Origin of the sequence: Bacillus sp. FSL W8-0223 (assembly GCF_038006805.1) — a bacterium.
Lineage (GTDB): Bacteria > Bacillota > Bacilli > Bacillales > DSM-4216 > Bacillus_O > Bacillus_O smithii.
Window position 1 is genome coordinate 2,593,580 of the sequence record NZ_JBBOVX010000001.1, and the last position, 25,238, is coordinate 2,618,817.

Sequence of the window (25,238 nt, forward strand, 5' to 3'; positions counted from 1 at the left end):
CCAAATCAATTTATTTTATAAACATCGCATCTCCAAAACTAAAGAAACGATATTTTTCCCGCACGGCGGTTTCATAGGCATTCAGGATGTTTTCTCTCCCTGCCAAGGCGCTCACAAGCATAATCAGCGTCGATTTAGGAAGATGGAAATTCGTAATCAACCCGTCGATCGCGCGAAATTGAAATCCCGGATAAATAAAAATATCCGTCCAACCGCTAGCGGGAACAATTTTTCCGTCGTGATCCCTGGCAATCGTTTCGAGCGTTCGAGTTGAAGTAGTTCCAACACTATAAATTTTCCCGCCTTCTCTACGAACTTTTTCAATTAAATCCGCCGTTTCTTTAGACACTTGATAGAACTCGGCATGCATATCATGATCTTCCACCCTATCTACCGACACAGGACGGAACGTTCCAAGACCTACATGCAGAGTAAGAAAAGCCAGATGAACTCCTGCAGATTCAATCTCCTTAAGAAGTTCCTCCGTAAAATGAAGTCCAGCTGTCGGTGCGGCAGCCGACCCGCGTTCTTTTGCGTACACGGTTTGATAACGGTCTTGATCTTCAAGCTTTTCTTTTATATAAGGGGGCAACGGCATTTCTCCAAGCTGATCAAGAATTTCGTAAAAAATGCCGTCATAATGAAATTCGATCACTCTGCCGCCATGATCGAGCTTCCCAACGCACTCCGCTGTCAATTGACCATCTCCGAAAATGATTTGGCTTCCTTCTTTTAACCTTTTGGCCGGCTTCGCCAACGTTTCCCAGCGATCCCCCTCCAATTGTTTTAAAAGCAGAATTTCTATATGAGCACCCGTATCCTTCTTTACTCCATACAATCGAGCCGGAAGAACTTTTGAATCATTCAATACTAAACAATCACCGGGATTCAGATGGTGCAATAAATTTTTGAAAATATCATGCTTGATTTCACCCGTTTCCTTATCCAACACCATCAGCCGGCTTTCTGAACGATTTTTTAAAGGAGTTTGGGCTATTAATTCTTCTGGTAATTCAAAATCAAAATCTTCTACATTCATTCGATGTCACCTTTTCAATTCAATCTTTTCTAAGCAGAAAAATTCTTGTTTCTAAACGTTTCCCATCCTATATGCAGGATTGGAAGAACATCTTTTGCCAAATCGAGGCAGGCCGCCTGCGATTGGCAAAATGATTGGGTATTCCAAACGACCATAAGCCTTGAATGAAGATGCTACGGCCGGTTAAAACGCGACAAAAAATAGAAGATCGCGGACAACAGGACGCTTAACAGTATGGACGTAGCAATGGGAAAATAGAAGGTCATATTCCCTTTTTTTATGAGAATATCTCCCGGCAGTCTCCCAATTTTGATAAACTGCATGAGAAAACCGACCAAAAAAACAATGCCTCCAACAATCATCAATGTTTTTCCTAAACCGCTCATTCTTTAGGAACCTCCATTTGAAAGTGGTGATAAACAAGTTCCGTAACCATTCTTCCCCTAGGCGTCCGTTGTAAAAAACCTATTTGCAATAAATACGGCTCATATACTTCTTCTATTGTACCCGGTTCTTCGCCGATGCTTGCCGCAATTGTATCCAAACCAACAGGGCCGCCGCGAAATTTTTCAATGATGGTTAAAAGCAGCTTATGGTCAATGTGATCCAGCCCCATTTGATCCACCTGCAGCAACTCAAGCGCCTCAGCGGCAATATCGTACGTAATCAATCCATTTCCGCGAACTTGTGCATAGTCGCGAACTCGCTTTAGCAGGCGATTCGCTATTCGCGGCGTCCCCCGCGAGCGTCTGGCGATTTCCATCGCCCCTCTCTCTTCAATTTCCGTATGGAAAATATCGGCGGTCCGCAAAACGATTTCTTTCAACTGCTCTTGATTATAATATTCAAGCCGGCTTAAGACCCCAAATCGATCCCGCAAAGGAGCTGAAAGCGATCCAGCTCTCGTCGTCGCTCCGATAAGCGTAAAAGGAGGTACATCAAGCCGGACAGAACGAGAACTCGGACCTTTGCCGATGACGATATCTAAGCAAAAATCTTCCATGGCAGGATAAAGCACCTCTTCAATGGCCCTTGGAAGACGATGAATCTCATCAATAAACAAAACATCTCCGGGCTCAAGCGATGTCAAAATAGCCGCCAAATCACCCGGACGCTCAATCGCCGGTCCTGAAGTCGACCGCAGACGGACACCCATTTCATTAGCGATTACTTGAGCCAGCGTGGTTTTTCCCAATCCCGGCGGGCCATACAAAAGCACATGATCCAAAGTTTCCTGTCTCATTCGAGCGGCTTCAATAAAAATTTCCAAATTTCTCTTTACTTTGTCTTGACCAATATACTGCTTCAGTGTTTGCGGGCGCAGACTCGGTTCCATTGCAGCTTCTTGCCAATCTGCTTCACCCGACACAATCCTTTCCTCCACCGTTCATCTCCTCCCTCCTTATATCCCATATTAACGGGCAATACGTCCCTTCCCCTTCCTTGGGACTGCAGCACAGAAGACACCCTTTTTAAGGGAAGGCTTCCCCATATGCCCGATTGCTTCCATCCCACGGCTGGAAGTGTCACTCTATATTTTCAACAGTACTTGTAAAGCTTTCTTTATATATTCATCCGTTGAAAGGGCTTTTCCTTTCAACACATGAGCCGCTTTTTGAATTTCGTTGCGGGAATACCCAAGCGCCTCCAACGCAAGAGCGGCTTCCTCCCATTCAGGAGAAAATTCAGCAGGAGATTCAGGTGATGAGGAGGAAAATAAATTAGGAAAGTAATCGGGAACGACATCTTGCAATTTGCCTTTTAAGTCTAAAATCATTTGTCTTGCCGTTTTCTTGCCAACGCCAGGAAATTTCGTCAAAAATTTTTCATCCTCGTTTTCAATGGCGGCGATCACTTGTTGAGGGGCTCCCGAAGCCAAAATGGCCAAAGCTCCTTTTGGACCGATACCTGAGACATTTAATAATTTTTGAAATAACTTTTTTTCTTCGGCTGACTCAAAACCGTACAAAGCAAGCAAATCTTCCCGTACATGCATGTGTATGTACACTTTTTTCTCGCGTCCCAGCTCTTTTGAAAACACAAATGGATTCGGCATCATGATTTGATAGCCTATTCCTTGATGATCGACGACGATATATTCAGGACTTACATATTCAATAACACCTTTAATATATTCAAACAAACCAACTCTCTCCTTTTATGCTAACCATGATTGTACCACATCTTGATTTGTGAAGCGAAAAAAAAACGGGAGAGAATGAATGGGACTGTCAGGAACAAAAAAGAAAAGAAGCGCAGCATTCACTCCTATCCTTCTATGTTGTCAAAACGGCCGAAACAAGGCCGTGCAACTTTTATAACAGCCGTTGCGGCAACTAATCGGCAATGATGGAAGCCGAAGTAGATTTCATCCTTCATCTCCTTTAACAAAACATCTGTTCTTATTCTAACAGAAAAAATAGAAAACAAAAAACAGACCAATCGAAAACGAAACCAAGAAACCGACGGAATTTATTTTTTTAAAAGAAAAGTGGCGATCCTGCTTTCGCCATACGGAACCCTTATCTTTCCGTATCATTTGCCGACTTTAGACAATGCAGCCGCTACGATCTTTCTTTCAAGATTTTTTTCACTCGTTTGATGTCAGATACATTTTGATTGGCCATTAAAATATAACTGAATGCAGACGGAACAAGGAACAGCTGCAGCAGTGACAACGTGATCATATAGCTATATGGTTCATGATAAGAAGTAGAAACGATGCCAAGCACAATTCCAACTCCTACGTTACCGACAGTTCTGCCTAAACTATTGAAAAGATTAGCGACGCTAAATGCTGTCCCCCTGTGCTCAGGAAGATTCACATCTGTTATCAGCGCCAGCCAGTTTGGCGTGTTGGCAGATTGAGCAGCAGATGCCAAAAGCGATAAAGCAAACAATAAAGCAATCCATGGATTTGTGAATATTTGTGTGATTAAACCGCCTAAAACCGATAAAGCATTATGATCATTCGGCAATGACAGATGATCCAACGGAATGAAAAACATGAGTATATAAAGAGGCATCGTCAGAAATACGAAAACAGCCGTTAATAAAGCTCTTCCTTTAAACGTTTTCTTTTGCAACTGATCACCAAGATGGCCGAAATAAGCGGAAGTCATCCCGCCGATTTGAAAAATCGCATAAAGATAACCTGATGCAATCATGGCTGTTTCCAAACTGTACCCTTGCTGCTGAATTTTATAAATATATAAAGTTGGAATCCAAATGAGGCTACCCGTTGCAATATTCATAAAAAATGCCTGCAAAAACAAAAACACGTTGCTGCCTTTTAGAAGAATAGCGGGAAGATGCTTGGCCTCTATTATGTAGTTGTAAGATTGTCCATTTCTCATCAAATCTTTCAACTCAGGATCTGACTGGCCTCTGGACGGTTCTTCTACAAAAACGTAAAGAATAATGAGAAAAAAACCGATCAACCCAACGATTTCAAAAGGCCATCTCCAACTCGTATTAATGGCCGTTAAAGAAGCCATCAGAGACCCTAAAATACCGCCTAAGCCTTGTGCCATGCCCCAAAGGCTTAACACCATCCCCCGCTTTTGATAGGGGATATAATCCGTTAAAACACTGAAACCAATAGAAGCAATACAGCCTAAACCGATTCCTGTTATGATTTGAAACAGTAAAAGCTGCCCGTAACTTTGGCTAAAGGCCGTTAAAAATACAGATATGACCCAAATAAAGGTCCCAATCATAATCAGTCTCTTACGTTTATATTTTCCGGAAAGATATCCCCAATAAACGGAGGAAACCGCTGTAACTAAAATGTTAACAGCTGAAACAACTCCTAATTTCGCAACTTCCACATGTAAATCTTTTGCTATATAGCGAAACAGCGGAGGAAATAATCCAATGATGATATTGTCAAATGCCGCAAGGGCAATAAAAACAAAGATCGTATAGATGATTCTCCATTTCGTACGTTTCAAATATAATGAAAGCTCCTTTGTCTAAAAATTTGATGATATGGTTTGCTTTAAGATCGTCAACACGAATTGGATTTCTATAATACAAGATTTCTTATGCAGCAAGATGCGGCAGCTATTGTCAACATGCATTTCCTTTCAGATTCGTCCAGCCAATGGAAGTGCAGTTTGCAAAAAAACTTCTTTGGCATTTCATCAATATGATATTATATCTACAGATCATTTCAAACAAAAGATCATGACTAAGGTTCATCCTGCTTTTTTATTGGTTAAACAGGGATGAATGCAAGACAGCCGTCTATTTTTTCTTTACATACTATTTGGAGCAAGAACATATTTCTATTTTGGAAGTCTTTTTTAGTGAAAACACAGAAAGAACTCCGTTTTTATTTTTGAGTAGTACAATACTACCTTCAGGAATTCAAAAGTGTTTTCTTTTTTTTGCTTGATCAAAATGGAAGAAAATTTTAGTATTCTCCCTATCATTTATTGGTATGATTATATTATACAATGTGAAGAAAGGCTTGGTAAAATGGGCGTAAAAGTGCTGATCATTTCCTCTGATCATACAGGTCATGGGCATAAAAGCATTACAGAATCTTTATGCGAAAAAATTGGAAGGGACCATGACATCAACATACACGTTGTGGATGGCTTTTCGCTTGGCGGACAAACTCTGCTGTCGATCGGCAAACTATATGGACCGATCACGAGAAAAGCCGAAAATTTATGGAAGATGGTATATAACATATCAGCTGATAACCCAACGTTAATCAACTATTTTATAGAAGGATTAATCAAAAATAACTTTCTGCATTTGCTGGACGAAGTAAAACCCGATTTGATTTTGTCGGTGCACCCTAATTTTAACGGCTCGATTTTAAATATTTTAGAGAAACAAAATATTAAAATCCCATTCATTACACTGATAGCTGATCTTGTCAACATTAGCCCGTTATGGGCAGATATTCGAGCTGATTATATCATCAGCCCGACCGTGGAAGCGGCGGATAAGTGTATGGAATACGGCATTCCAGCGGAGAATATAAAAATTTTAGGATTTCCGGTTCGTTCCAGGTTTTTCAGAAACAACACCAATAGAAAGGTCCGTTATCAAAAAGGCGCCCCTTTAAAATGCTTGATTATGAGCGGCGGCGAAGGTGTAGGCAATATGAAGAAGATTGCGGAAATTTTGCTCGATCATTTTGATTGCACCGTCAAAATTGTGGCAGGGAGAAATGCGAAGCTGAAAGCAAAGTTAGAGCAATCCCTTTTTCCACAATATGGAGATAAAGTAGAGATATACGGTTTCACGAAAAATATCCATGAACTGATGTTTGCCTCTGATATCGTCTTTACAAGAGGGAGTCCTAACGTCATGTTTGAAGCCATTGCTTCCAATACGCCGATGATTATAACCGGTGCGTTGCCCGGCCAAGAAGAGGACAACCCCTACTTTGCCGAAAAATCAAATTTGGGAGTAGTGTGCAATAAGACAGACGATATCAAACAGACAATGACCGAATTGCTTAAAAATGATGGAGAAAAACTCAATCATATTATCGATAGCCAAAGAAAATTCATCAATCCGCATGCAGCAGAAGATATTTTACAATTTGTTTTAGAAGTGAAAGATCAGCAAATGGAAGTTGCAGCCGGTCTTTCTTTTAAATAAACTTCAACCGGACATCGGTTTAACGGATGGCTAGTTGACAGAACGATCTTTTTAGGGGACCGCTGTCACCCGCCTACCAATATATTTGACAAACAAATCACTACGAGAAACGAATCCTTGTTATATCGGGTTCGTTTCTTTTCTTTTTCCAGAAAGTCATTTGAATCTGAATAGTCAAATCCCCTTTGACAGCAAGATAACAATATTTTCAGCACTCTCCTTTTCACGGCTTTTTTGCCGCGAGCTCTTTATAAGTAAAAATAAAAAGGCCTTTTCTCAGTGTTAAGTCGAGGAAAGGTCGTTTATTTTCTTGAAAACGACTGTGATTGAATACTGTATCCAAAAGCTTGGATTGAAATGAACAAAGGTCAAAATCATCCTGTTTTTATTTTTCGATGGAGTATGGCTTAAACGTTTCAATTACTTTCGTATATTTTTCTTTTGTCTTAATGGGAATTCCGTGTCGTAATTCTTTTTGAACGCCGCTTTCAAGTTTATGAACATCAATTTGAAAAAAAGATTGAATAATTTGGGCGTTTTTTCCTTCCGGTTTTCCCTTGAAAATGGATAAAACCCCTTTGTCCGTAATGCCAAAATATCCGTTAGCTTTTAATAAAGGAGATATATCGTTTATTTTTTTTTGAAACACAGCTTCTGTATCATCCATTTCTACCAATTTCCAGTTTTTATAACGTTCAAGTATATCTCCAATAGAAATGAACGGCTCTGTCCGGATTTCTTCGCTGACCTCTCCATCCAAATAAATTCTGTCTAAAATCACGGTCATCTTTTTTTCAGAAACATTGGGCGACACGACACCGGCAGTACTTATTGGCTTTTCTTCACTCTCGGCCGATTTTTTGCTCGTATCCGTTTTGGCTTCATCGTGGAAAATCGTAAGGAAAAACGCTCCTGCCACCAATAACATCATAAAACTGATTCTTGTAAACAGCGTCATGTAAACACCACCTAAATGTAATGAACTCTTGTTGATAGTTTGTTCCAAAAAGGAGAAATATAATCATAATCGAAAGAGCAAATATAGTCCTTTCAACGGACGACTATCCCCTTTTTTTCTCTCATTTTGCCAAGGATACGGCCTCTTGACAGCAGAAGAAAAAAATTCTATCTTTGGCTTACTTATTATAGAATGAAGGAAGGAAAAAGCGTCCGTCGTCGCTGACGCAGCGAAACGAACTGACGGACGGACTATGCGGAGCAAAGGAGAAGATCATATTGCAACAATTCCTTACATTCAAAAGGCTACGCAGTTCAGCAAAATTTTTCTTTTCATTAGCCATCATTGTATTTGTCTTTTTTCAAGGAAAAAGAGAACTTTCCAATATCTCCATTAGCGATTCCATCCGCATATTAAAAAGTCTTTCATCCTACCAAGTGACGGTAGTTGTATTATTAGGCTTGCTCGCGGTCAGTACGATGTTTCTTTATGATTTCTTTCTTCTTCGTTTTTTGAACTTGAATATTCGTACGGGAAAAATATTCCGCATCTCTTGGATCGCCAATACGCTTAACGGAATTTTGGGCTTTGGCGGCATCATCGGCGCGGGATTAAGAATGATGTTGTATAAGCAGCATACGAAAGAAGAATCTAAGCTGTTGCGGGGAATTGCTTGGATGGCGACAGGCACCCTTGCCGGCTTGTCGTTTTATTGTCTATTCGTGCTCTTGAACTTTTTTCATGCCAAACCGCTGCTTGCCAGCAAAAAGTGGCTCGACATCGTAGTAGTCGTCATAGCGCTCTATTTGCCCGCCTTTTTTCTTCTGTCTCGCATCAAAGGGAAAGACGCTACTTCTTTCACTTTATCGGTACAATATATGGTCGCTTCTATTATCGAATGGCTGTCAGCGGCCATCGTCGCCTTTTTTTCGTTGCGGGTTCTGGGGATCCATGTACCGTTTGGAACAGCTTGCGGCATTTTCTTCACTTCAGCTGCTGCCGGATTAATCAGTATGATTCCCGGAGGCTTAGGCGCTTTTGATGTTATTTATTTAATCGGTTTTCAAGAATTGGGCTATCAAGAAGAAACGATTGTATCCGCTCTGTTATTGTATCGTACTGTTTATTACTTTTTGCCTTTTCTTCTCGGGCTTATCTTTACCATTTACGAATTCAGCGGCAACGTATTGAAAAAGCCGGAAATGAAACCGATTCTTGGACCGGCGATTGATACTTCGAGCGTCGTCTTGTCCTTGCAAAAAAGCTGGGTACAAAAAATTCCGTATTTGTCTTTTTCCATTTTGGTGTTTTTGAGCGGAGTCTACTTATTTTTATATGGAATTGAGCCTTATCATTTTGATCATTCGATCGCCGGCAAAGATTATACTCGTTATATCAAATTATTGTTTGACGCCTTTCTGGTCGCTCTTTCCATCACTTTGATATTAAGTGTCAAAGGGGTTTATTTAGGGACGAAGAGAGCTCGCCACTTTGTTTTCAACAGCTTTGTTCTGGCGCTTCTTTTTGTTCTCTTAACAGCGGGAACCGTTTTAGAGGTTATTTGGCTGATTGGCATGATCTTGCTTTTTGGCTACTCGAAGAAAAAGTTCGACCGCATCCGCCGTCCTGTAACGGGGGTCCGGAAACTGGTTCTTGCCGGCTTGTTTATGTTGTTTTATTGGATCTACTTTATTACGTTAAACAGTCTTCCTGATTATGCATATGAACTAGGAATGACCGTGCAAAAAAATGATGTCGAATTGACATTTGGAATGAGCACCGCTATCTTCCTCATTCTGAATATCATTTTTTATTACACTTTTGAATCCAAGCACAACGAAAAATTCGAAATGGAAGTTTCCGATGAGAAGCTTTTGGAATTGCTTCATCATTATGGGGGAAATTATTTAAGCCATCTGGCGTTTTTAGGGGACAAATCCTTTTTCTTGTCCAAAGATGGAAATGCCTTTATTCAATTTTCGATCATTCGCGATAAAGTGGTGGTGCTTGGCGATCCGGTGGGAAACGAAGACTCGTTTTATTCATTGTTGAATGATCTTTATAAAAAAGCGGATCGTTTCGGTTATCATATCATTTTTTATCAAGTCCAATCTAAATACATGCCGATGTACCATGACTTTGGCAACTCTTTCTTTAAACTGGGAGAGGAAGCGATCGTCGATTTAACTTCATTTTCCTTGAGAGGAAAGCGAAAGGCAGGACTTCGATCCACCAAAAACAGATTAAAAAGAGAAAATATACGCTTTCGGATGGTGGAACCACCATTTACAGACGAATTTTTCCATAATATTGAAGAAGTCTCTAATCAATGGCTCGGTAAGAAAAAAGAAAAAGGATTTTCTTTAGGTTATTTTGATCGAGACTATCTCTCGCTTGCCCCCGTCGCGGTATTGGAAACGGAAGAAGGAAAGATCTTGGCCTTTGCCAGCTTAATGCCGACTTACCAGAAAGGAATTATTTCCATCGACTTAATGCGATATGTACCCGATGCTCCTCCCGGCATTATGGACGGTCTATTGATTGCCATGATTGAATGGGCACAAGAACACGGCTATACCACATTCAACTTAGGTATGACGCCGCTTTCCAATGTCGGCCAAACCGAAACTGCTTTTTGGCCGGAACGGATTGCTTCCCATATGTTTCATCATATTCAATATATTTACCATTTCGCCGGACTGCGAAAATTCAAAGAAAAATATGATCCAAACTGGGAGCCAAGATATATGGCTTACCGAAAATACCGCTTCTTGCCTTTCTCGATGATCGATGTCGCAAGACTCATCAATCGCGGGAAACCGAAACCATCATCTTCTTAATGATACAGCAAAAAAGGACATGCCGGCATTCTACGCGTTTATCGCAGATTGCCAACATGTCCTTTTTTTATCATGAACGCTCACGTAAAAAGCTTTTATATAAAATCGAAAAACGAGGCCTTGCTCCAAATGGATGATGGATGAAACTTATTAAGCTTCTTGATAGTTATGATAAATTTCTTGCACATCATCGTTGTCTTCGAGCATGTCGAGCAATTTTTCCATTTTGGCTGATTGCTCATCATCAAGCACCGTATAAGTTTGCGGAACCATCGTGATTTCAGCGGTTGCAAAAGCAAATCCCGCTTTTTCCAAGTTTTCTTTCACTTCCATAAAGTTCTCCGGATCCGTATAAATTTCAAAAGCTTCCTCGCTCGTTTCCATTTCTTCCGCTCCGGCTTCAATAGCTTGCAGAAGCACATCATCTTCGTCGAGATTCAAATCTTCTCTTTCAATGACCAAATAGCCTTTGCGGTCAAACAAATAGGAAACACAGCCTGTTTCCCCAAGATTTCCTCCATTTTTCGAAAAAGCCATCCGCACATTTGATGCCGTGCGGTTTTTGTTGTCAGTCAAGCACGTGACCATAATGGCTACACCGCCGGGGCCATATCCTTCATACACAATTTCCTCGTAATTTTCTCCATTTTGATTGCCGCGAGCTTTTTCAATGGCTCGCTTTATATTGTCATTAGGCATGTTTGCCGCTTTCGCCTTTTCAACGACAAGCCGTAAAGCAGGGTTGGCGTCAGGATCAGGAAGCCCTCTTTTAGCGGCTACGTAGATTTCTTTCGCCAGCTTTTGAAACACTTTCCCTTTTTTTGCATCCTGCGCATTTTTTCTCCGTTGGATATTTTTCCATTTAGAATGACCTGCCATCCTAAATACCCCTCTCAAATCTGTTTTTCCGACAATAATATAGCACATTTTATTTCCTTTTGGTAAGTTTCTGGGTATTACGGACCGTTCAGGCGAACACAAGCGCAGCCTCGACAGACCAAAGGCTCTTCCTCTTCTTCGCTTTTGCTTTTTATTCCTTCCAACGCCGAATGATAATGGATGTGCCGGTCTCCTCTTTGATTTCTACGGAATAATGGAAAAAGCGCTGTTTGGCATTAACTAAGTGAAATTGTAGATGACCGCGGTGGGCGAGAATCAGTGGAAAAAGCGGACCAGGCGAGGCCCGAGAGCGAGAAGACACACGGAAAGCGAGTGAATTTCACGATAGAAAGCTTTACTCAAAAAAGGGGTGCCCCTGTGTCATATTACTGACTTTCGGGACATCCCCTTTTTCTTTATCTTTCCTGATGGCGTAAAGTTCGCATCATTTCTTTTAAATCAAGTTCTATTTGATCTTTTGGTCCGCCGTCCCTTAGTTCATTATCTATATTGCGAACGCGGCCGAAATTGCCTATACCCGTAACAACAGTGCATCGGCGCCCGTTTAAATACGGTTGGACTGCTTTTTTGACGCTTGATTTGACTTTTTCTTTAGCCGATCCGTTTTCGGTTATGACCGCAATGATCACATCTTTGTTATAAACGACGGCTCTTGCATCTTGAACATGATTGACTTTTACCGCTTTAGCGGCCAGTCTCTCTGCCATTTTCCCTTCATAAGCTTGATAATATGAATTTTTGGTCTGAGGCAATTGAGTTTGCAAATGTCCATGATAGTTTGCATCTTTACGACTGAACTGATTATCTCTGGCCCAAAAGTTTTTATCATCTTTCGCAAGCGGAACGGTCGGGTTGGGAGGATTTCCGTTATCATCACGCACTTGCAAATATCTTCTTTTATGTTCACGAATGGCCTGACCTTCTCTGCCGACAGAGTGGTCATACAGTTCTGTCATCGGGCCATCATGCCGGTCATTCGTATCGCCGCCATGCCCTTCGTTGGAAAAAACACCCTTTGGATGATAATTGGCCCGGTCGCCTCCATAAGCGTCTTCTCCTCCTGAACAAGCGGCAAGACTCAAAACCATCACTCCCGAAACGAGAGATTGGTAAATTTTTTTCACCATTATCCCCTCTTTTGCCACATAGTGAGCTCGACAATCAGCTCATTTTATAGTGTGCGGGGCTTAAAAAAAACTATACGAGGGAATGGATTCGAAAAACGATACGTCATTTGAACATTCTAGCGAATATTTTGTTAAAAAAGGCCGTGCGTTCGTCCATTTCCTTGACGGTTATTTGATATAAATACGGTAAATGACCGCTTCGAGGGCGTTTGAAAAAACGGTTCCATTCTCTAAAGATATCGCTTGGAAACAGCAAATGAGCAAGAAAAAATGGATCATCTTGATATTTGTCCAAAAAGGGGTGTTTCCAAAGAAGGGATTCATCCCAATGAAGAATGGGCAAAACTCTCATGGCAAACTGAATGTAATCATATGTTTTCGGAGCAATGGCAATCAGATCGAAATCCGTAATAAACAAGCGATTAGAGCGATCTTTGATAAAATTATGATGGGCGACGTCGCCGTGAATGATCGCCATTTCATCTTGTATCGTGAATTTCGATATTGCCTCTATCGCTCGTTCCCCCATCCATAAATACTTTTTGATCGTGTTCAAAGATAAATACCATTCCAGTTTCTTTCTGTTGGCCTCAAATTCATGATGCCTCTCTTTCCATTTTTTTGTTTGATCAAACTGCGAAATAACAGACAAAAAAGAGGAATAAAATGTCTCTGTGCAAGCGTGGAATTCATTTAAAACAGAAAGAGCTTGAATTCTTTCTTCTTCTCTTTTATAGGAAAAAGGGGGAATGGATGATTCGATCCATCGGAAAACACCATAAAATCGTTTTTGAAAGGAGATGACTTCTTCCGTCTGCATAGGATGAGGCTCTGCTGTTTTGAAAAAATGAACGCTATGAAGCGAACGAATAAGTGCTTGTTGTTGTTTCCATTTTGTTTCTGAAGAAAATTCCTTCAGAAACCATGGTCCTGACGGCAAAAAAATTTTCCATTTTCCTTCTTTTATAGGCTTATAGGCCAGCACGGGTTCTTTCAACACATTTTGAACAGATAAAAGGAGACGATGACTAAAATCGTCCCCACTACATACATCATTGATCATCATCATGACTCTCATCATCCGTTCTAGAGGTCCTAAAATCCGAATTTTGATCAGACGCCGGCGGATATCCCTGTTCCCCGTAAGGAGCCGCCGGTCCTGAACTGGGCTGGCCATAAAAACCGTATGGTGCCTGCGGATACAGGGGCTGATAAGGCGCCGGCTGAACCGGCATGAAAGTCCCTCCTGGATAAGACGGGATTTGTTGTCCGCTTTGATCTTGGCAATGGCAATCATTTGACCATTTACCCTCCGTCGGTCCTGCCTGTTGATAAGGCATTGGTTGATTGGAAATCGGTTGATTTGGCATTGGTTGGTTTGGCATCTGATTTGGCATCGGTTGATTTGGCATCTGATTTGGCATCTGATTTGGCATCGGCGGATAGACTGCACCAGGATAAGAAGCACCATAATAAGGATCATATCCAGTTCCCGGTGCCACTGGGGAAATCGGAACATAATTCGGCTGGTTCCCGTAAGCACCCGGAGGATACATTCCTGGAGCCTGACTTTCCGTAAAAGGCAGCAGCGCTGAGGAGGACTCTTCCATTGGTTCATTCATCCCCGCTCCGGGAAGTCCGTACGGATAGGAAGGCTGGTGAAAAACCGGATTCGCGGCAGGTTGAACAACCGGGACGGGATGCGACCACTGCGGTTGATACGGATAAACCGGGACGGGAGCGGGATAACAATTCGTATAGTATGGACTTACATATGGAAAGTTCCCGCCACATTCAAATTGGGCGATTTGATGATGATGAGACGATGATTCCTTTTCTTCCGTGAATTCCACTGACTCCTCCAGTCCGGGAAATATATTGGGCGGCACCTTATGAATTTCTTTTTGCGTTTGTTGACTAATTTGTTTGTTCATTTGCTCCATTGTCACGTCAAAATGCTGATTGATTTCTATATCCGGAACGATTGGCTGCGGCATTATGGGGGCGACATGTTTGGGCTTTTCTTTCGGGACTTCTTTTTTGGTGACTTGGCTGGGCGTTTCTGCGGTTGGAATAGTAGGAGGTTTCGATTCTTTAAATGGATGTTCGTATTTTTTTATTTCTTTTCCATGATGTCCATGGTGGCCATGATGATGGCTGGGCCCTTTTTTTACGTTTCCCCCTGTTCCGGGTATTTTAATTTTCATGCCAGGCATAATCATTTCCGGATTGGAGAGCTGAGAATTTATCTTTTTTAATTCTTCAAAAGACACGCCGTACTTTTTTGCGATCGTCCACAGCGTATCACCTTTTTGCACTATATGGATCTTCAACATTTTTCCCTCCTTAGGCGTAAGTCCATATATTGTATGCCTCAGATCCCAAAATGCGATTGAACTTACACAAAAATTTATGTTTTTTCCCCAAAAAATATGCCTTTCCTGCTCGGAAAGACATGATAGGCGGCCATTTTGAATCATGCAAGTGCAAGCATTCGTTCAAGCGCAAGTTTGGCTTCAATCGCTACTTGTTCAGGCACCTTGATGAAATTGACGGAATCTCCTTTGTAAATGGACTCCAATGACCAAAGCAGATGGGGAAGATCAATACGGTTCATCGTCATACACGGGCAAAAATTCGGGTTAAGGGAAATAATATGTTTATCCGGATGTTGTTTGATCAGACGACTGACGAGATTCATTTCTGTTCCAATCGCCCAAGATGTTCCCGGCGCCGCTTTTTCAATTGTTTGGATAATGTAGTTCGTGGAACCGCTGCTATCCGAAGCCTCCACGACTTCCCGACGACATTCCGGATGTACGATAATATTGATGTTCGGATATTTATTCCGTACTTCCCGGACATTATGGATAGTAAAATTTTCATGTACAGAACAATGCCCTTTCCATAAAATCACTTTAATCTCATTCACATCCCCATCGTAGATCAATTCGTCTTTCAACGGGTCCCAAAGAGCCATTTGTTGAAGATCGACACCTAAATCATAAGCGGTATTTCGTCCAAGATGTTGGTCCGGGAGAAACAGAATTCGTTCTTTTTGCGAGAATCCCCATTTCAATATTTTATGGGCATTGGAAGAAGTGACCGTGGCTCCGCCGTTTCTGCCAACAAATGCTTTGATCTCCGCCGTGGAATTCACATATGTTAATGGCAAAACGGTGTCGCCAAACCAATTCGCCAGCTTGTTCCATGCCCTCTCTGTTTGATGGATATCCGCCATATCCGCCATCGAGCAGCCGGCTTTCCTATCGGGCAATATCACTTTTTGATCAGGCGCGGTCAAAATATCAGCCGTCTCCGCCATAAAATGAACACCGCAAAAGACAATGTATTCCGCCTTTTTATTATCAGCGGAAATCCTCGCAAGCTTAAAAGAATCTCCAACGGCATCCGCAAATTGAATCACTTCATCCCTTTGATAATGATGCCCGGGAATAAACAATCGTTCTCCTAAACGAGTTTTCAATTCTCGGACTCTTTCTTCCATCTCTTGAATGGTCATCTTGTTATAACGCTCCGGAATCACCGTTGTTTGTTGAAGCGCCTGCAACAAATTCATCATCCAATCCCCCTTTTAAGATATAAAATTTGGCTGCACCTTTGCGCTGATATCGAGCACTTGGTAAGAGTGGGTCAAAAAGCCAAGCGAAATCCATTGTACACCCGTTTCGGCATACGCTCTCAAATTCGACAAAGTAATGCCTCCTGAAGCTTCTGTAATAATATGGTCCGGCACATAAACGATCCAATCGCGTATTTGTTCCGGAGTGCAATTATCAAACATAATAATATCGGCACCGGCTTCTACCGCTTCCAGCAGCTGTTCTTTCGTTTCAATTTCCACTTCTACTTTCGTCGTGTGCCCGGCAAACTGTTTTGCCCTTTTCACCGCAGACAAAATACTCCCTGCAAATGCAATATGATTGTCTTTTAACATAATGGCATCAAAAAGTCCTTTGCGATGGTTATAGCCCCCGCCTACACGAATGGCATATTTTTCAAGCATCCTTAGACCGGGAGTTGTTTTTCTTGTATCGCAAATATTCGCCCTCGTCCCTTGAACGATTTCAACTGCCTTAGCCGTTACTGTGGCAATCCCGGACATCCTTTGAATCAAATTTAAGATCACCCTTTCGCCTTGGAGAAGGCCGCGCATCGCACCCTTGATTTCAGCTATGAGTTCTCCTTTTTCCACAACATCGCCATCTTTCCGATATACGGTTACCTCCGAAGTGGGATCGATCAGACGAAAACCTGTCTTAATGACATCACTGCCACAAAAAACGCCGTCCGCCTTTGACAAAAAGTAAAAAGAGCCGCGATCATCAGCCGTAAAAATGGCTTCTGCACTTATATCCCCGTCCCCAATATCTTCGATAAAAAAATCTTTAAGCATGGATTCCAGTTTGATGCGATTCATAAGACTCTCTCCTCCATGTTATTTTCGTTTGTTCATGGATAATGCGCCGATCTTTCCAAAAAAGGTCTTCATTTGGAAAATCGCTTCGTATGTGGGCACCGCGACTCTCTTTCCGAATCAATGCCGACTTCGTCATGATAAAACTATTGATAAACATAAAAATCGTTTGAATTTGTTCGATTGATAGCCTTTCCAAAGATTGTTCCATCAAAGATTCCAACAACTGAACCGGCAGCCAATTCAATTGTCTGTTAAGTCCGGCTTCATCTCGGATGACGCCTACATTTTCGATCATGTTCCATTTCAACTGTTCTGAATCGAGATTTGGCATTTCGTCTTCTTTCGCTTTCAACGGATAGTCATAAAGAACGGATCGTATCAACGAAACGTGAGATTCATGGTTGATAAACTCAGCTGTTCTTTTCCCAAACACAAGCCCTTCTAAAAGAGAATTACTAGCCAGCCTATTGGCTCCATGGACCCCGCTGGATGCTGTTTCCCCGATCGCATATAATCCATTGACCGAAGTTCGTCCAAAGGAATCGATGACGATTCCGCCCATTAAAAAGTGGCTTCCGGGCACTACCGGGATTTTCCCTTCCTTAAGATCCACACCCTGCTCGCGGCATAATTGAGAAATGCTCGGGAACTTTTCTTCAAAATGAGATATTCCGCTTATATCTAAAAAAACGTCCTGCTGTTCTGCTCTTCTTTTGTAAATCTCATAGGCGACAATATGTCTCGGAGCCAAATCTTTTTGTGGATGAACTCCTTCCATGATCCGCCTACCTTTACCGTCCAGTAAAATAGCTCCGGCTCCTCTTACCGCTTCTGAAATTAAACCTTTTGTTTCTCCAGCCACATATAACAATGTGGGGTGGAACTGAACAAATTCCATATCAGCCACTGCCGCTCCAGCTCGGTAAGCCATCGCCACTCCATCTCCGATCATTCGCGGATGATTGGATGTATACGGATAAAGTGCGCCTGCTCCCCCAGTTGCCAGAACAATATGACGGCCAAAATAGCGATGAACAGAACCGTCAACTGATTTTGCCGCTACGCCGATACATCGGCTTCGATCATTTGTAAGCAGTAGTTCAAAAACCAGCTCATTCTCCACTATTTCAACATTTGGCGGTAACCGATCCAATAAAAATTCAATTAAATAACGACCTGTTGCATCCCCGCCGCAATGAACAATTCGGCGGCGACTATGGGCTCCTTCAAGTCCTAATGCCACCTCTCCCGTTTCATTCCGGTCGACAGGAAGACCGCTTTTGATTAACTCTTTCACCACTTCAGAACCTTCCCGCACGAGACCATCCACTACTTTAGTAGATTGGTGGTACCTTCCGGCAACTAACGTATCCTGAACATGCAAATCCAATCGATCCGTCTCGGAAACAACCGCAGCAATCCCTCCCTGTGCCTTGTAAGAGTTGCTGTCTCGGATTTTGCTTTTTGTCATGATCACTACATGAAATTGCGGATGAAGATAGCGAGCAAGCTGAAGAGCCGCCACCCCTCCCCCGATAATCACTACATCCGCTTCTTTCTCCATTCTTTATCTCTCCTTTTTGTCTCTACGCGCCTGTAACATTTTCCTCTATACTCCCCCGAAGATTTTTGTTTGAATTTTTACAGATATCTTGACATATATATTTACACAAAATTAAACTATTGACAAGCATTTTTTGAAATCGATCGTTTTTTGACAGAATCGAAAGGAGTGGGAAAAATGAAATATTTTGACTGTGCGGCCACTGTTCCAATGGACGAAGAAGCTCTTTCTGCCTATGTGGAAATCAGCAAAATGTATTTTGGAAACAGCGAAAGCCTCCATAACATCGGGATCAGCGCCCGGGACGTGTTGGAGAACGGCCGCTCCATTCTTGCCGAACAAATGGGTGTAGAACCTAAAGGACTTTTTTTTACTTCAGGAGGAACAGAAAGCAATTTGCTTGCCATCATATCACTAGCCAGAAAAGCGCGGGAAATCGGCAAAGGAAACCATATCATCACGGCAGAAAGTGAACATGCTTCTGTCCTTTCCGCCGTTCACTTTCTGGAAAAAGAGGGATTTCAAATAACCAAACTGAAAATGGAAAAAAACGGTCAAATATCGACTGAACAAGTCCTTAAAAATCTTCGTCCTGACACGATATTGATTTCCATCCAACACGTGAATCAAGAAATCGGAACACTTCAACCTATACAGGAAATCAGCAGGATTATCGATCGAAAAAAAGTGTTATTTCACACAGATTGCGTCCAATCTTTTGGAAAAGTCGATATACAAGAAATCATTCCTTATGTGGACAGTATCTCCGTCGCTTCTCACAAAATCGGCGGACCGAAAGGAGTCGGAGCCGTCTATATTCGCCCAGACTGCTCCTATGAACCGGTCTTTCCGCTTCTTTCGCAAGAAGACGGATTCCGTGGCGGAACGATCAACGTACCCGGAATTGCCGCCTTCGCGGTAGCTGCTGCCAAAACAGATCCTCCATCTTACTGGAAAGAATGCTCAAGAAAGCGTAAACTTTTTCGTTCAGCCTTGCCAGACTTCCCATACACCATTTATGAGGCGGAACAAAGCGTCCAGCTTCCATCCATTATCGGAATGACCATGGACGGAATAGAAGGACAGCTTGTCATGCTCGAATGCAACCGGCTCGGCTTTGCCATTTCCACCGGCAGTGCGTGTTCAGAAGGAAAAGGAGAAGGAGCCAAAACGATTACCGCCATGAGAGAACCTGATGCTTCTGCAAAACAGTTTTTCCGAATATCCTTCAGCGATCAAACGCCTGATTTTGATATCATAGAGCTGGCAAAAACACTTTATGAAATCGCTCGCCGGTTCTCTCCGGGTTCGCTAGCTCAACGAACTATGATACAATCGTAGTAGAAAATCGGCTAAAGAGATATTGAAGCAATTGGAGGGATTTTGTTGTCTTCCGGCAGAAAAATTTTAGGGGAAGAGCGAAGAACGCTTATTTTGCAGTACTTGAAACAATCGTCTGATCCGATCACTGGAAGTGAACTAGCGAAAAAAACCAACGTTAGCCGTCAAGTGATTGTTAACGATATTACTATTTTAAAAGCTAGAAATGAACCGATTATTGCCACAAGCCAAGGATATATGTATTTACCTCAGTCAGGCAATGATGGCGTTTTTGAGCGGACGATCGCCTGTTATCATACTCCGGATGAAGCGGAAGCGGAGCTTAATTTGCTTGTGGACTATGGCCTTACCGTAAAAGACGTAAAAATTGAACACCCTGTATACGGTGATTTAACTGCGTCCATAATGGTATCCAATCGCAAAGAGGTCGAACAGTTTATGGCCAGAATTCGCGAAACGAACGCTGCCTTTTTGTCGGAGTTGACCGATGGTGTCCATCTCCATACTGTCAGTGCCAAGGATTCCCGCACTCTTGACGCAGCGGAAAAAGCCCTGAAAAAAGCAGGATTTCTCTTAGACGAATAGTTTGACGCCTCGGAGCACCCGCAAAGGTTTTATTGAATTTCCTGGCTTAATCGCTCTTTTCATTTCATTTATGAAAAAAGGGCATCAAAAGCCTTTTTGGCTGGATGCCCGTTTTCCATATTTAAATTTGATACGATAAATAGCTTCCAAGAACTTTGACTGTACAACCCAGCGCTTCCATCTCAGCAAAGGCGTTGGGAAGCAAAATGTCGTCCATCCTTTGATTAATATCGATAATGAAAAAATAGTTTCCCAGTCCGGTCTTGACCGGCCTGGATTCAATCTTGCTCAAGTTGATTTTTCGCCAAGCAAGCGCTGATAAAACTTGATGAAGCGCACCCGCTTGATCCGATGGCAATGTGACCATAATCGTCGTCTTTTCCACACCAGACTCATAAGGTAATTCCAGCTTTTGTTCTTCTTTGGACAGCACAATAAATTTGGTATGGTTGAAATCATAATCGTGAATATTTTCCTTCACGATGGTTAAGCCGTATTTTTCGGCGGATAATGAATTCCCAATCGCAGCGGTGAGCTCTTCCGGATGTTCACTTACGTAACGTGCAGCGGCAGCAGTCGATGCTGCTTCTTCACATGGCACTTTCTCAAAATATGTATGTAAAAACTTATAGCATTGGGCAATGGCATGAGGATGAGACATCACTTTTTCGATGTTCTTCCAACGCTCTGCATTTTGAGGATGCATTAATAAATGCTGCCGAATGGGGGCAATCAACTCTGCAATAATTTTTAAATCGACTTCCTGGGTTAAATAATCAATGGTTAAATTCACGGTTCCTTCCAAAGTATTCTCCAGCGGTACCACTGCCAAATCCGCTTTTCCTTCCATAACCTCATCCATACACTCCGGAATGGTCATGCATGCTTTTTTTTCCGCTTTTGGAAAAGCAGAACAAACGGCTAAATCGGTAAATGTCGCCGCAGGTCCTAAATAAGATATCTTCATTTGATTTCTCTCTCCCTCTGTCAAGAAAATTATGAAAAATGGAGTGACACTCCCATCGGTGTTTCACGGATGATTAATGGAGCTATTTAGGCATCAGAGGCAACTGCCCCTCCATGCGGGAACACGAATGGTTAGTGGAACCAATCGGGCATTTAGAGGCAGTTAGACCTTTTCCCCTTCTCTTTTTTCTCCTGCACATCTCCTAAAAAGGGCTTACTGTCCCTTAATGTGGGAATAATATACCTAATTTTTATGCACCCGAACCTAGCACTTCCACTTTTTCGACAAATTCCAGTTTTTTCAGCTTGTTGAGCAAGTCATCCAAGTCCGTTGACATATTGGTCACGTCAAGCGAAAGAGTGACATTCGCCCGGCCTTGAATGGGAATCGTCTGGTGGATGGTCAGCACATTGCAATGGAAACGAGCCGCTACCTCGAGCAATTGTGACAGCGTCCCTGAACGATCCTCCAAATAAAAAAACAACGTAATGATCTTCTCTTTTACAACCGTATGGAAAGGGAATACGGTATCCCTGTATTTATAAAAGGCGCTCCGGCTTAAATCAACTTTGTTTACAGCATCTTGGACCGAATCGGCTTTTCCGCGTTCCAAAAGTTCTTTCACTTCCAACGTTTTTTTCATGGCTTCCGGCAGGACATCCTCACGAACTAAGTAAAATTTTTGATTCAGATCCTTTTTTCGCAATGCATTTTCCCCCAATTGCGATAAAATAAAACTTTTGGCAGTGCTAGTGGAAAAGAATCTTCGGCCGAACATAGCTTAACGAATAGTCCGGCCCGACTCCATCATTATTCGATAAATTCAAATTCGTAATCCAATAAACGGACAGTATCCCCGTCTTTCGCTCCTTTTGCTCTGAGAGCCTCATCGACTCCGAGGCTTCTCATTTGTCTAGCAAAGCGTCGGATGGATTCATCACGGGTAAAGTCTGTCATTTTAAACAGCTTTTCAATTTTTGCCCCACTCAGAACAAAGGCGCCATCAGGATCTCTTGTAATGGTAAACTCCTCTTCAGGCCGTTCGTATTTATACACGACTCGGTGAACGCCTTGTTTTTCTTCGGCATCATGAAGAGGAAATTCAGGTGTTTCTTCCAGCTTATCCGCAATCGCAAACAATAGCTCCCGTATTCCTTCTCTCGTTGCAGCTGAAATAGGAAAAACAGGATAGTCTTCTTGAAGTTTTTCTTTAAACCGTTTTAAATTTTCATGTGCTTCTGGAATATCCATTTTATTAGCCACAATAATTTGTGGTCTTTCGGTTAACCGTAAGTTATATTCTTTTAGCTCATTGTTGATCGTTACATAATCCTCATATGGATCTCGACCTTCTGACGCCGACATATCGATCACATGGACAATCACACGCGTTCGCTCAATATGACGCAAAAATTGGTGTCCTAATCCAACCCCTTGATGGGCTCCTTCAATCAGCCCGGGCAAGTCAGCCATCACAAAACTGCGGCCGTCTTCTGTTTCTACCACGCCAAGGTTAGGAACGATCGTCGTAAAGTGGTAATCGGCAATTTTAGGCCTTGCGCGTGACACTACAGATAACAGCGTAGATTTTCCTACACTTGGAAAACCGACAAGACCAACATCGGCAAGGAGCTTTAATTCAAGAACGACATATCGTTCTTCTCCCGGTTCGCCTTTCTCGCAAATTTCCGGAGCCGGATTCGCGGGAGTGGCAAAACGGGTATTTCCTCTTCCTCCTCTTCCTCCTTTAGCTACCACTACACGCTGGCCGTGTTCCGTTAAATCGGCAATGACTTCTTTTGTATCATCATCGATCACAACCGTTCCCGGCGGTACTTTGACCACCATATCCTCCGCATTTTTTCCATGCTGATTTTTACTCATTCCGTTTTCTCCGCGCGGCGCTTTAAAATGGCGCTGATAGCGGAAATCCATCAACGTTCTCAGTCCTTCGTCGACTTCGAACACAACATCGGCTCCTTTGCCGCCGTCTCCCCCGGCAGGACCGCCTTTAGGCACATATTTTTCACGTCGGAACGCTACCATGCCATTTCCGCCGTCTCCGCCTTTAACATAGATTTTGACTTGATCGACAAACATAGAAAACCTCCATTTACTTCCCAATAAAGTCTATTGAAGATCGTTTTATTCTAAATGGTACCATACAAGTTTTTTATCTTATACGTGTGTAAAGATCGCTTATCAAAAAAACGAAGAACAGATGGTCTTCTTTGACAAAGTTTATCTTTATTAAAAGGTTGCCGCTCTTTTTTGAAGAGCGCTGCAAATTTTTTTAACACGAGGGAGAGCTGGGGACTGCTCACCTAAGCATCCAGAATCCATTTATTTCTTCATCATCATTGGACTTCTTTCAAAACAGAATGGTTATGTCCTGTGCCAGCCACACTTGATGATTATCTTTCCATAGGAGAAAAACAAACTTGAAATTGCAAGTTCTCATCTGTTGATTCGATGAATTCCACCTCTGTTTCGAAAAGCGATTTGACGGATTGCTCAATCCATCTTTCCAGTTCATGGCTGTCTTTTATTATCCCACTTAAGTCAAAAAAGAAACAATGCGCCTTGCCTCTTTCTTGAATAGAAAGAAATAAATGATTCTCTCCTCGAGGATCCACCCTCTTTTCGATTTCTTGGCACAAAGTGCACATCCATTTTGTTATGAGCTGATCGTTTAACGAAACGTTGCGATAATCATCCAAAATCTCGTATTCTAGCGTCAGTTGTCGAGACCGCCAATTGTAAGTCATGATCCATTCAGCCAAACATGGCAAATTTAAATTGGTCAGCCTTGTTTCCTGACGGCTATTTAAAATAATTTCGTCAATCACACGTTTTGCATTTTCTGTATGTCCTAAATCAAGATTGCCCTTGATTAACTGGATGCGATTCATCCAATCATGCCGCACGTATTTTAAAACTTCCAGCAGCGTCCAGTCATTATTCATTCTTTTACTCCTATTTTGTCATATAGTAACCATCCCACACTCAATGGTTTTCCCATTCTTCTTCATTATGAAGTATAACAGAAAAGATTGAAATGAGATACAGAGGATTGCTTATTAAAAAGCAGCTGCATGCAACCAATGAACGACCAAACGCTTTTTACCGCTTCCGATGCTCCTTAAAACAAAAAAAGAGGGCGCCCAAAAGTTTCCCTTTGGGCACCCCTAACAGAAAAAGGATTATGCTTCTTTCGCAACAGGATAGACGCTAACTTTCTTTTTGTCACGACCGAATCGTTCAAAACGAACAACGCCGTCAATTTTAGCATATAGCGTGTCGTCTCCGCCACGGCCAACGTTTTCGCCAGGATAGACTTTCGTACCGCGTTGGCGATAAAGAATAGAACCGCCTGTTACAAATTGTCCATCCGCACGTTTAGCGCCCAAGCGTTTTGCGATAGAGTCGCGGCCGTTTTTAGTAGACCCAACCCCTTTTTTCGATGCAAAAAACTGAAGATCTAATTTAAGCATTCTTTCCACCTCCTACAGTTTTAAATACGATCTTGATAAAATCTCCGTACTGCTGTTCAATCGTTTGCAAGGACACCACCATGGCTTCCAAAAGAAGCTGAACTTTTTCCAATTCTTTTCCCGTCGTCGTTTCAGGAATAACGCAACGGAGAAAACCTCCGCCGCCTTTTTGTTCAATCTCCGGTTCCACATTTGTCAACACCATGATGGAATTAATGGCCCCGAATGATACAGCTGATGCCCCTGCGCAAACGATATCTTGGCCATATTCAGCAAAATCGGCGTGTCCGTCCATTGTAAATGAACGAATTTTGCCGGAACGATTTTTTTCGATCACGACATTTATCATCTTATATC

General features: G+C 42.2%; 23 protein-coding genes. 4 read left to right on the plus strand and 19 right to left on the minus strand.

Annotation, left to right across the window (positions count from 1 at the left end; all coding sequences use genetic code 11):
* Window positions 1–10: 10 nt before the first annotated feature.
* The 5 genes from queA to NST81_RS12620 form a co-directional block, all read right to left on the minus strand.
* Window positions 11–1,039, minus strand: coding sequence for a tRNA preQ1(34) S-adenosylmethionine ribosyltransferase-isomerase QueA (queA, locus tag NST81_RS12600; RefSeq protein ID WP_048623750.1), 1,029 nt, complete (start codon window positions 1,037–1,039; stop codon window positions 11–13).
* Window positions 1,040–1,212: 173 nt separating this feature from the next.
* Window positions 1,213–1,425, minus strand: a complete 213-nt coding sequence (locus tag NST81_RS12605; protein ID WP_003355492.1) for a DUF2905 domain-containing protein — start codon at window positions 1,423–1,425, stop codon at window positions 1,213–1,215.
* On the minus strand, window positions 1,422–2,423 hold the full coding sequence (ruvB, locus tag NST81_RS12610; RefSeq protein WP_341030017.1) for a Holliday junction branch migration DNA helicase RuvB: 1,002 nt from the start codon (window positions 2,421–2,423) through the stop codon (window positions 1,422–1,424). Before ruvB ends, NST81_RS12605 begins: the two co-directional genes overlap by 4 nt.
* A gap of 147 nt (window positions 2,424–2,570) precedes the next feature.
* Window positions 2,571–3,182 (minus strand): Holliday junction branch migration protein RuvA, encoded by a 612-nt coding sequence (gene ruvA, locus NST81_RS12615; protein WP_003355495.1) that lies wholly within the window; start codon window positions 3,180–3,182, stop codon window positions 2,571–2,573.
* Between the two features lie 421 nt (window positions 3,183–3,603).
* Window positions 3,604–4,992, minus strand: coding sequence for an MFS transporter (locus NST81_RS12620; RefSeq protein ID WP_174521033.1), 1,389 nt, complete (start codon window positions 4,990–4,992; stop codon window positions 3,604–3,606).
* 424 nt (window positions 4,993–5,416) lie between these two features.
* Here NST81_RS12620 and NST81_RS12625 point away from each other — a divergent pair, with 424 nt between their 5' ends.
* Complete coding sequence (locus tag NST81_RS12625; protein ID WP_341030019.1) at window positions 5,417–6,664, plus strand: MGDG synthase family glycosyltransferase; 1,248 nt, start codon at window positions 5,417–5,419, stop codon at window positions 6,662–6,664.
* A 385-nt stretch (window positions 6,665–7,049) separates the two neighbouring features.
* Here NST81_RS12625 and NST81_RS12630 read toward each other — a convergent pair whose 3' ends face one another.
* Window positions 7,050–7,622 carry a BofC C-terminal domain-containing protein gene (locus tag NST81_RS12630; protein ID WP_341030020.1) on the minus strand — a complete coding sequence of 191 codons (573 nt, stop codon included), beginning with the start codon at window positions 7,620–7,622 and terminating at the stop codon, window positions 7,050–7,052.
* A 278-nt stretch (window positions 7,623–7,900) separates the two neighbouring features.
* Here NST81_RS12630 and mprF point away from each other — a divergent pair, with 278 nt between their 5' ends.
* Window positions 7,901–10,462: a bifunctional lysylphosphatidylglycerol flippase/synthetase MprF gene (gene mprF / locus NST81_RS12635; RefSeq protein ID WP_341030022.1), complete on the plus strand. Its 2,562-nt coding sequence runs from the start codon at window positions 7,901–7,903 to the stop codon at window positions 10,460–10,462.
* A 150-nt stretch (window positions 10,463–10,612) separates the two neighbouring features.
* On the opposite strand, the gene NST81_RS12640 is transcribed toward mprF, so the two are convergent.
* From NST81_RS12640 to nadB, 7 genes are all read right to left on the minus strand, one after another.
* Complete coding sequence (locus tag NST81_RS12640; protein WP_341030024.1) at window positions 10,613–11,341, minus strand: YebC/PmpR family DNA-binding transcriptional regulator; 729 nt, start codon at window positions 11,339–11,341, stop codon at window positions 10,613–10,615.
* 416 nt (window positions 11,342–11,757) lie between these two features.
* Window positions 11,758–12,489: a YhcN/YlaJ family sporulation lipoprotein gene (locus NST81_RS12645; RefSeq protein ID WP_048623755.1), complete on the minus strand. Its 732-nt coding sequence runs from the start codon at window positions 12,487–12,489 to the stop codon at window positions 11,758–11,760.
* Window positions 12,490–12,592: 103 nt separating this feature from the next.
* A complete protein-coding gene (locus NST81_RS12650; RefSeq protein WP_341030026.1) occupies window positions 12,593–13,558 on the minus strand; it encodes a hypothetical protein in 966 nt (321 codons plus the stop codon).
* Window positions 13,542–14,822, minus strand: a complete 1,281-nt coding sequence (gene safA / locus NST81_RS12655) for a SafA/ExsA family spore coat assembly protein (protein WP_341030028.1) — start codon at window positions 14,820–14,822, stop codon at window positions 13,542–13,544. Before safA ends, NST81_RS12650 begins: the two co-directional genes overlap by 17 nt.
* 143 nt (window positions 14,823–14,965) lie before the next feature.
* On the minus strand, window positions 14,966–16,069 hold the full coding sequence (gene nadA / locus NST81_RS12660) for a quinolinate synthase NadA (RefSeq protein ID WP_327796921.1): 1,104 nt from the start codon (window positions 16,067–16,069) through the stop codon (window positions 14,966–14,968).
* Window positions 16,070–16,084: 15 nt separating this feature from the next.
* Window positions 16,085–16,930, minus strand: a complete 846-nt coding sequence (gene nadC / locus NST81_RS12665) for a carboxylating nicotinate-nucleotide diphosphorylase (RefSeq protein ID WP_341030031.1) — start codon at window positions 16,928–16,930, stop codon at window positions 16,085–16,087.
* The gene (gene nadB, locus NST81_RS12670; RefSeq protein WP_341030033.1) at window positions 16,899–18,494 is read right to left on the minus strand and encodes an L-aspartate oxidase; all 1,596 of its coding nucleotides are present in this window, start codon (window positions 18,492–18,494) and stop codon (window positions 16,899–16,901) included. Before nadB ends, nadC begins: the two co-directional genes overlap by 32 nt.
* A gap of 177 nt (window positions 18,495–18,671) precedes the next feature.
* Between nadB and NST81_RS12675 the strand changes: the two genes are divergently transcribed.
* Together NST81_RS12675 and NST81_RS12680 are read left to right on the plus strand one after the other, a co-directional pair.
* Window positions 18,672–19,835: an IscS subfamily cysteine desulfurase gene (locus NST81_RS12675; RefSeq protein WP_327796919.1), complete on the plus strand. Its 1,164-nt coding sequence runs from the start codon at window positions 18,672–18,674 to the stop codon at window positions 19,833–19,835.
* A gap of 45 nt (window positions 19,836–19,880) precedes the next feature.
* Window positions 19,881–20,420, plus strand: coding sequence for a transcription repressor NadR (locus NST81_RS12680; protein WP_327796918.1), 540 nt, complete (start codon window positions 19,881–19,883; stop codon window positions 20,418–20,420).
* Window positions 20,421–20,541: 121 nt separating this feature from the next.
* On the opposite strand, the gene pheA is transcribed toward NST81_RS12680, so the two are convergent.
* The 6 genes from pheA to NST81_RS12710 form a co-directional block, all read right to left on the minus strand.
* Entirely contained in the window at window positions 20,542–21,387 is an 846-nt protein-coding gene (gene pheA / locus NST81_RS12685) for a prephenate dehydratase (protein ID WP_003355511.1), read from the minus strand.
* 250 nt (window positions 21,388–21,637) lie between these two features.
* Window positions 21,638–22,093 carry an ACT domain-containing protein gene (locus NST81_RS12690; RefSeq protein ID WP_048623763.1) on the minus strand — a complete coding sequence of 152 codons (456 nt, stop codon included), beginning with the start codon at window positions 22,091–22,093 and terminating at the stop codon, window positions 21,638–21,640.
* 104 nt (window positions 22,094–22,197) lie between these two features.
* Window positions 22,198–23,487: a GTPase ObgE gene (gene obgE, locus NST81_RS12695; RefSeq protein WP_048623764.1), complete on the minus strand. Its 1,290-nt coding sequence runs from the start codon at window positions 23,485–23,487 to the stop codon at window positions 22,198–22,200.
* A 314-nt stretch (window positions 23,488–23,801) separates the two neighbouring features.
* Window positions 23,802–24,353 carry a Spo0B C-terminal domain-containing protein gene (locus NST81_RS12700; RefSeq protein ID WP_003355515.1) on the minus strand — a complete coding sequence of 184 codons (552 nt, stop codon included), beginning with the start codon at window positions 24,351–24,353 and terminating at the stop codon, window positions 23,802–23,804.
* Between the two features lie 237 nt (window positions 24,354–24,590).
* On the minus strand, window positions 24,591–24,881 hold the full coding sequence (rpmA, locus tag NST81_RS12705) for a 50S ribosomal protein L27 (protein WP_003355517.1): 291 nt from the start codon (window positions 24,879–24,881) through the stop codon (window positions 24,591–24,593).
* A complete protein-coding gene (locus NST81_RS12710) occupies window positions 24,874–25,230 on the minus strand; it encodes a ribosomal-processing cysteine protease Prp (RefSeq protein ID WP_341030036.1) in 357 nt (118 codons plus the stop codon). The genes rpmA and NST81_RS12710 overlap by 8 nt, the downstream gene beginning before the upstream one ends.
* Window positions 25,231–25,238: the final 8 nt, after the last annotated feature.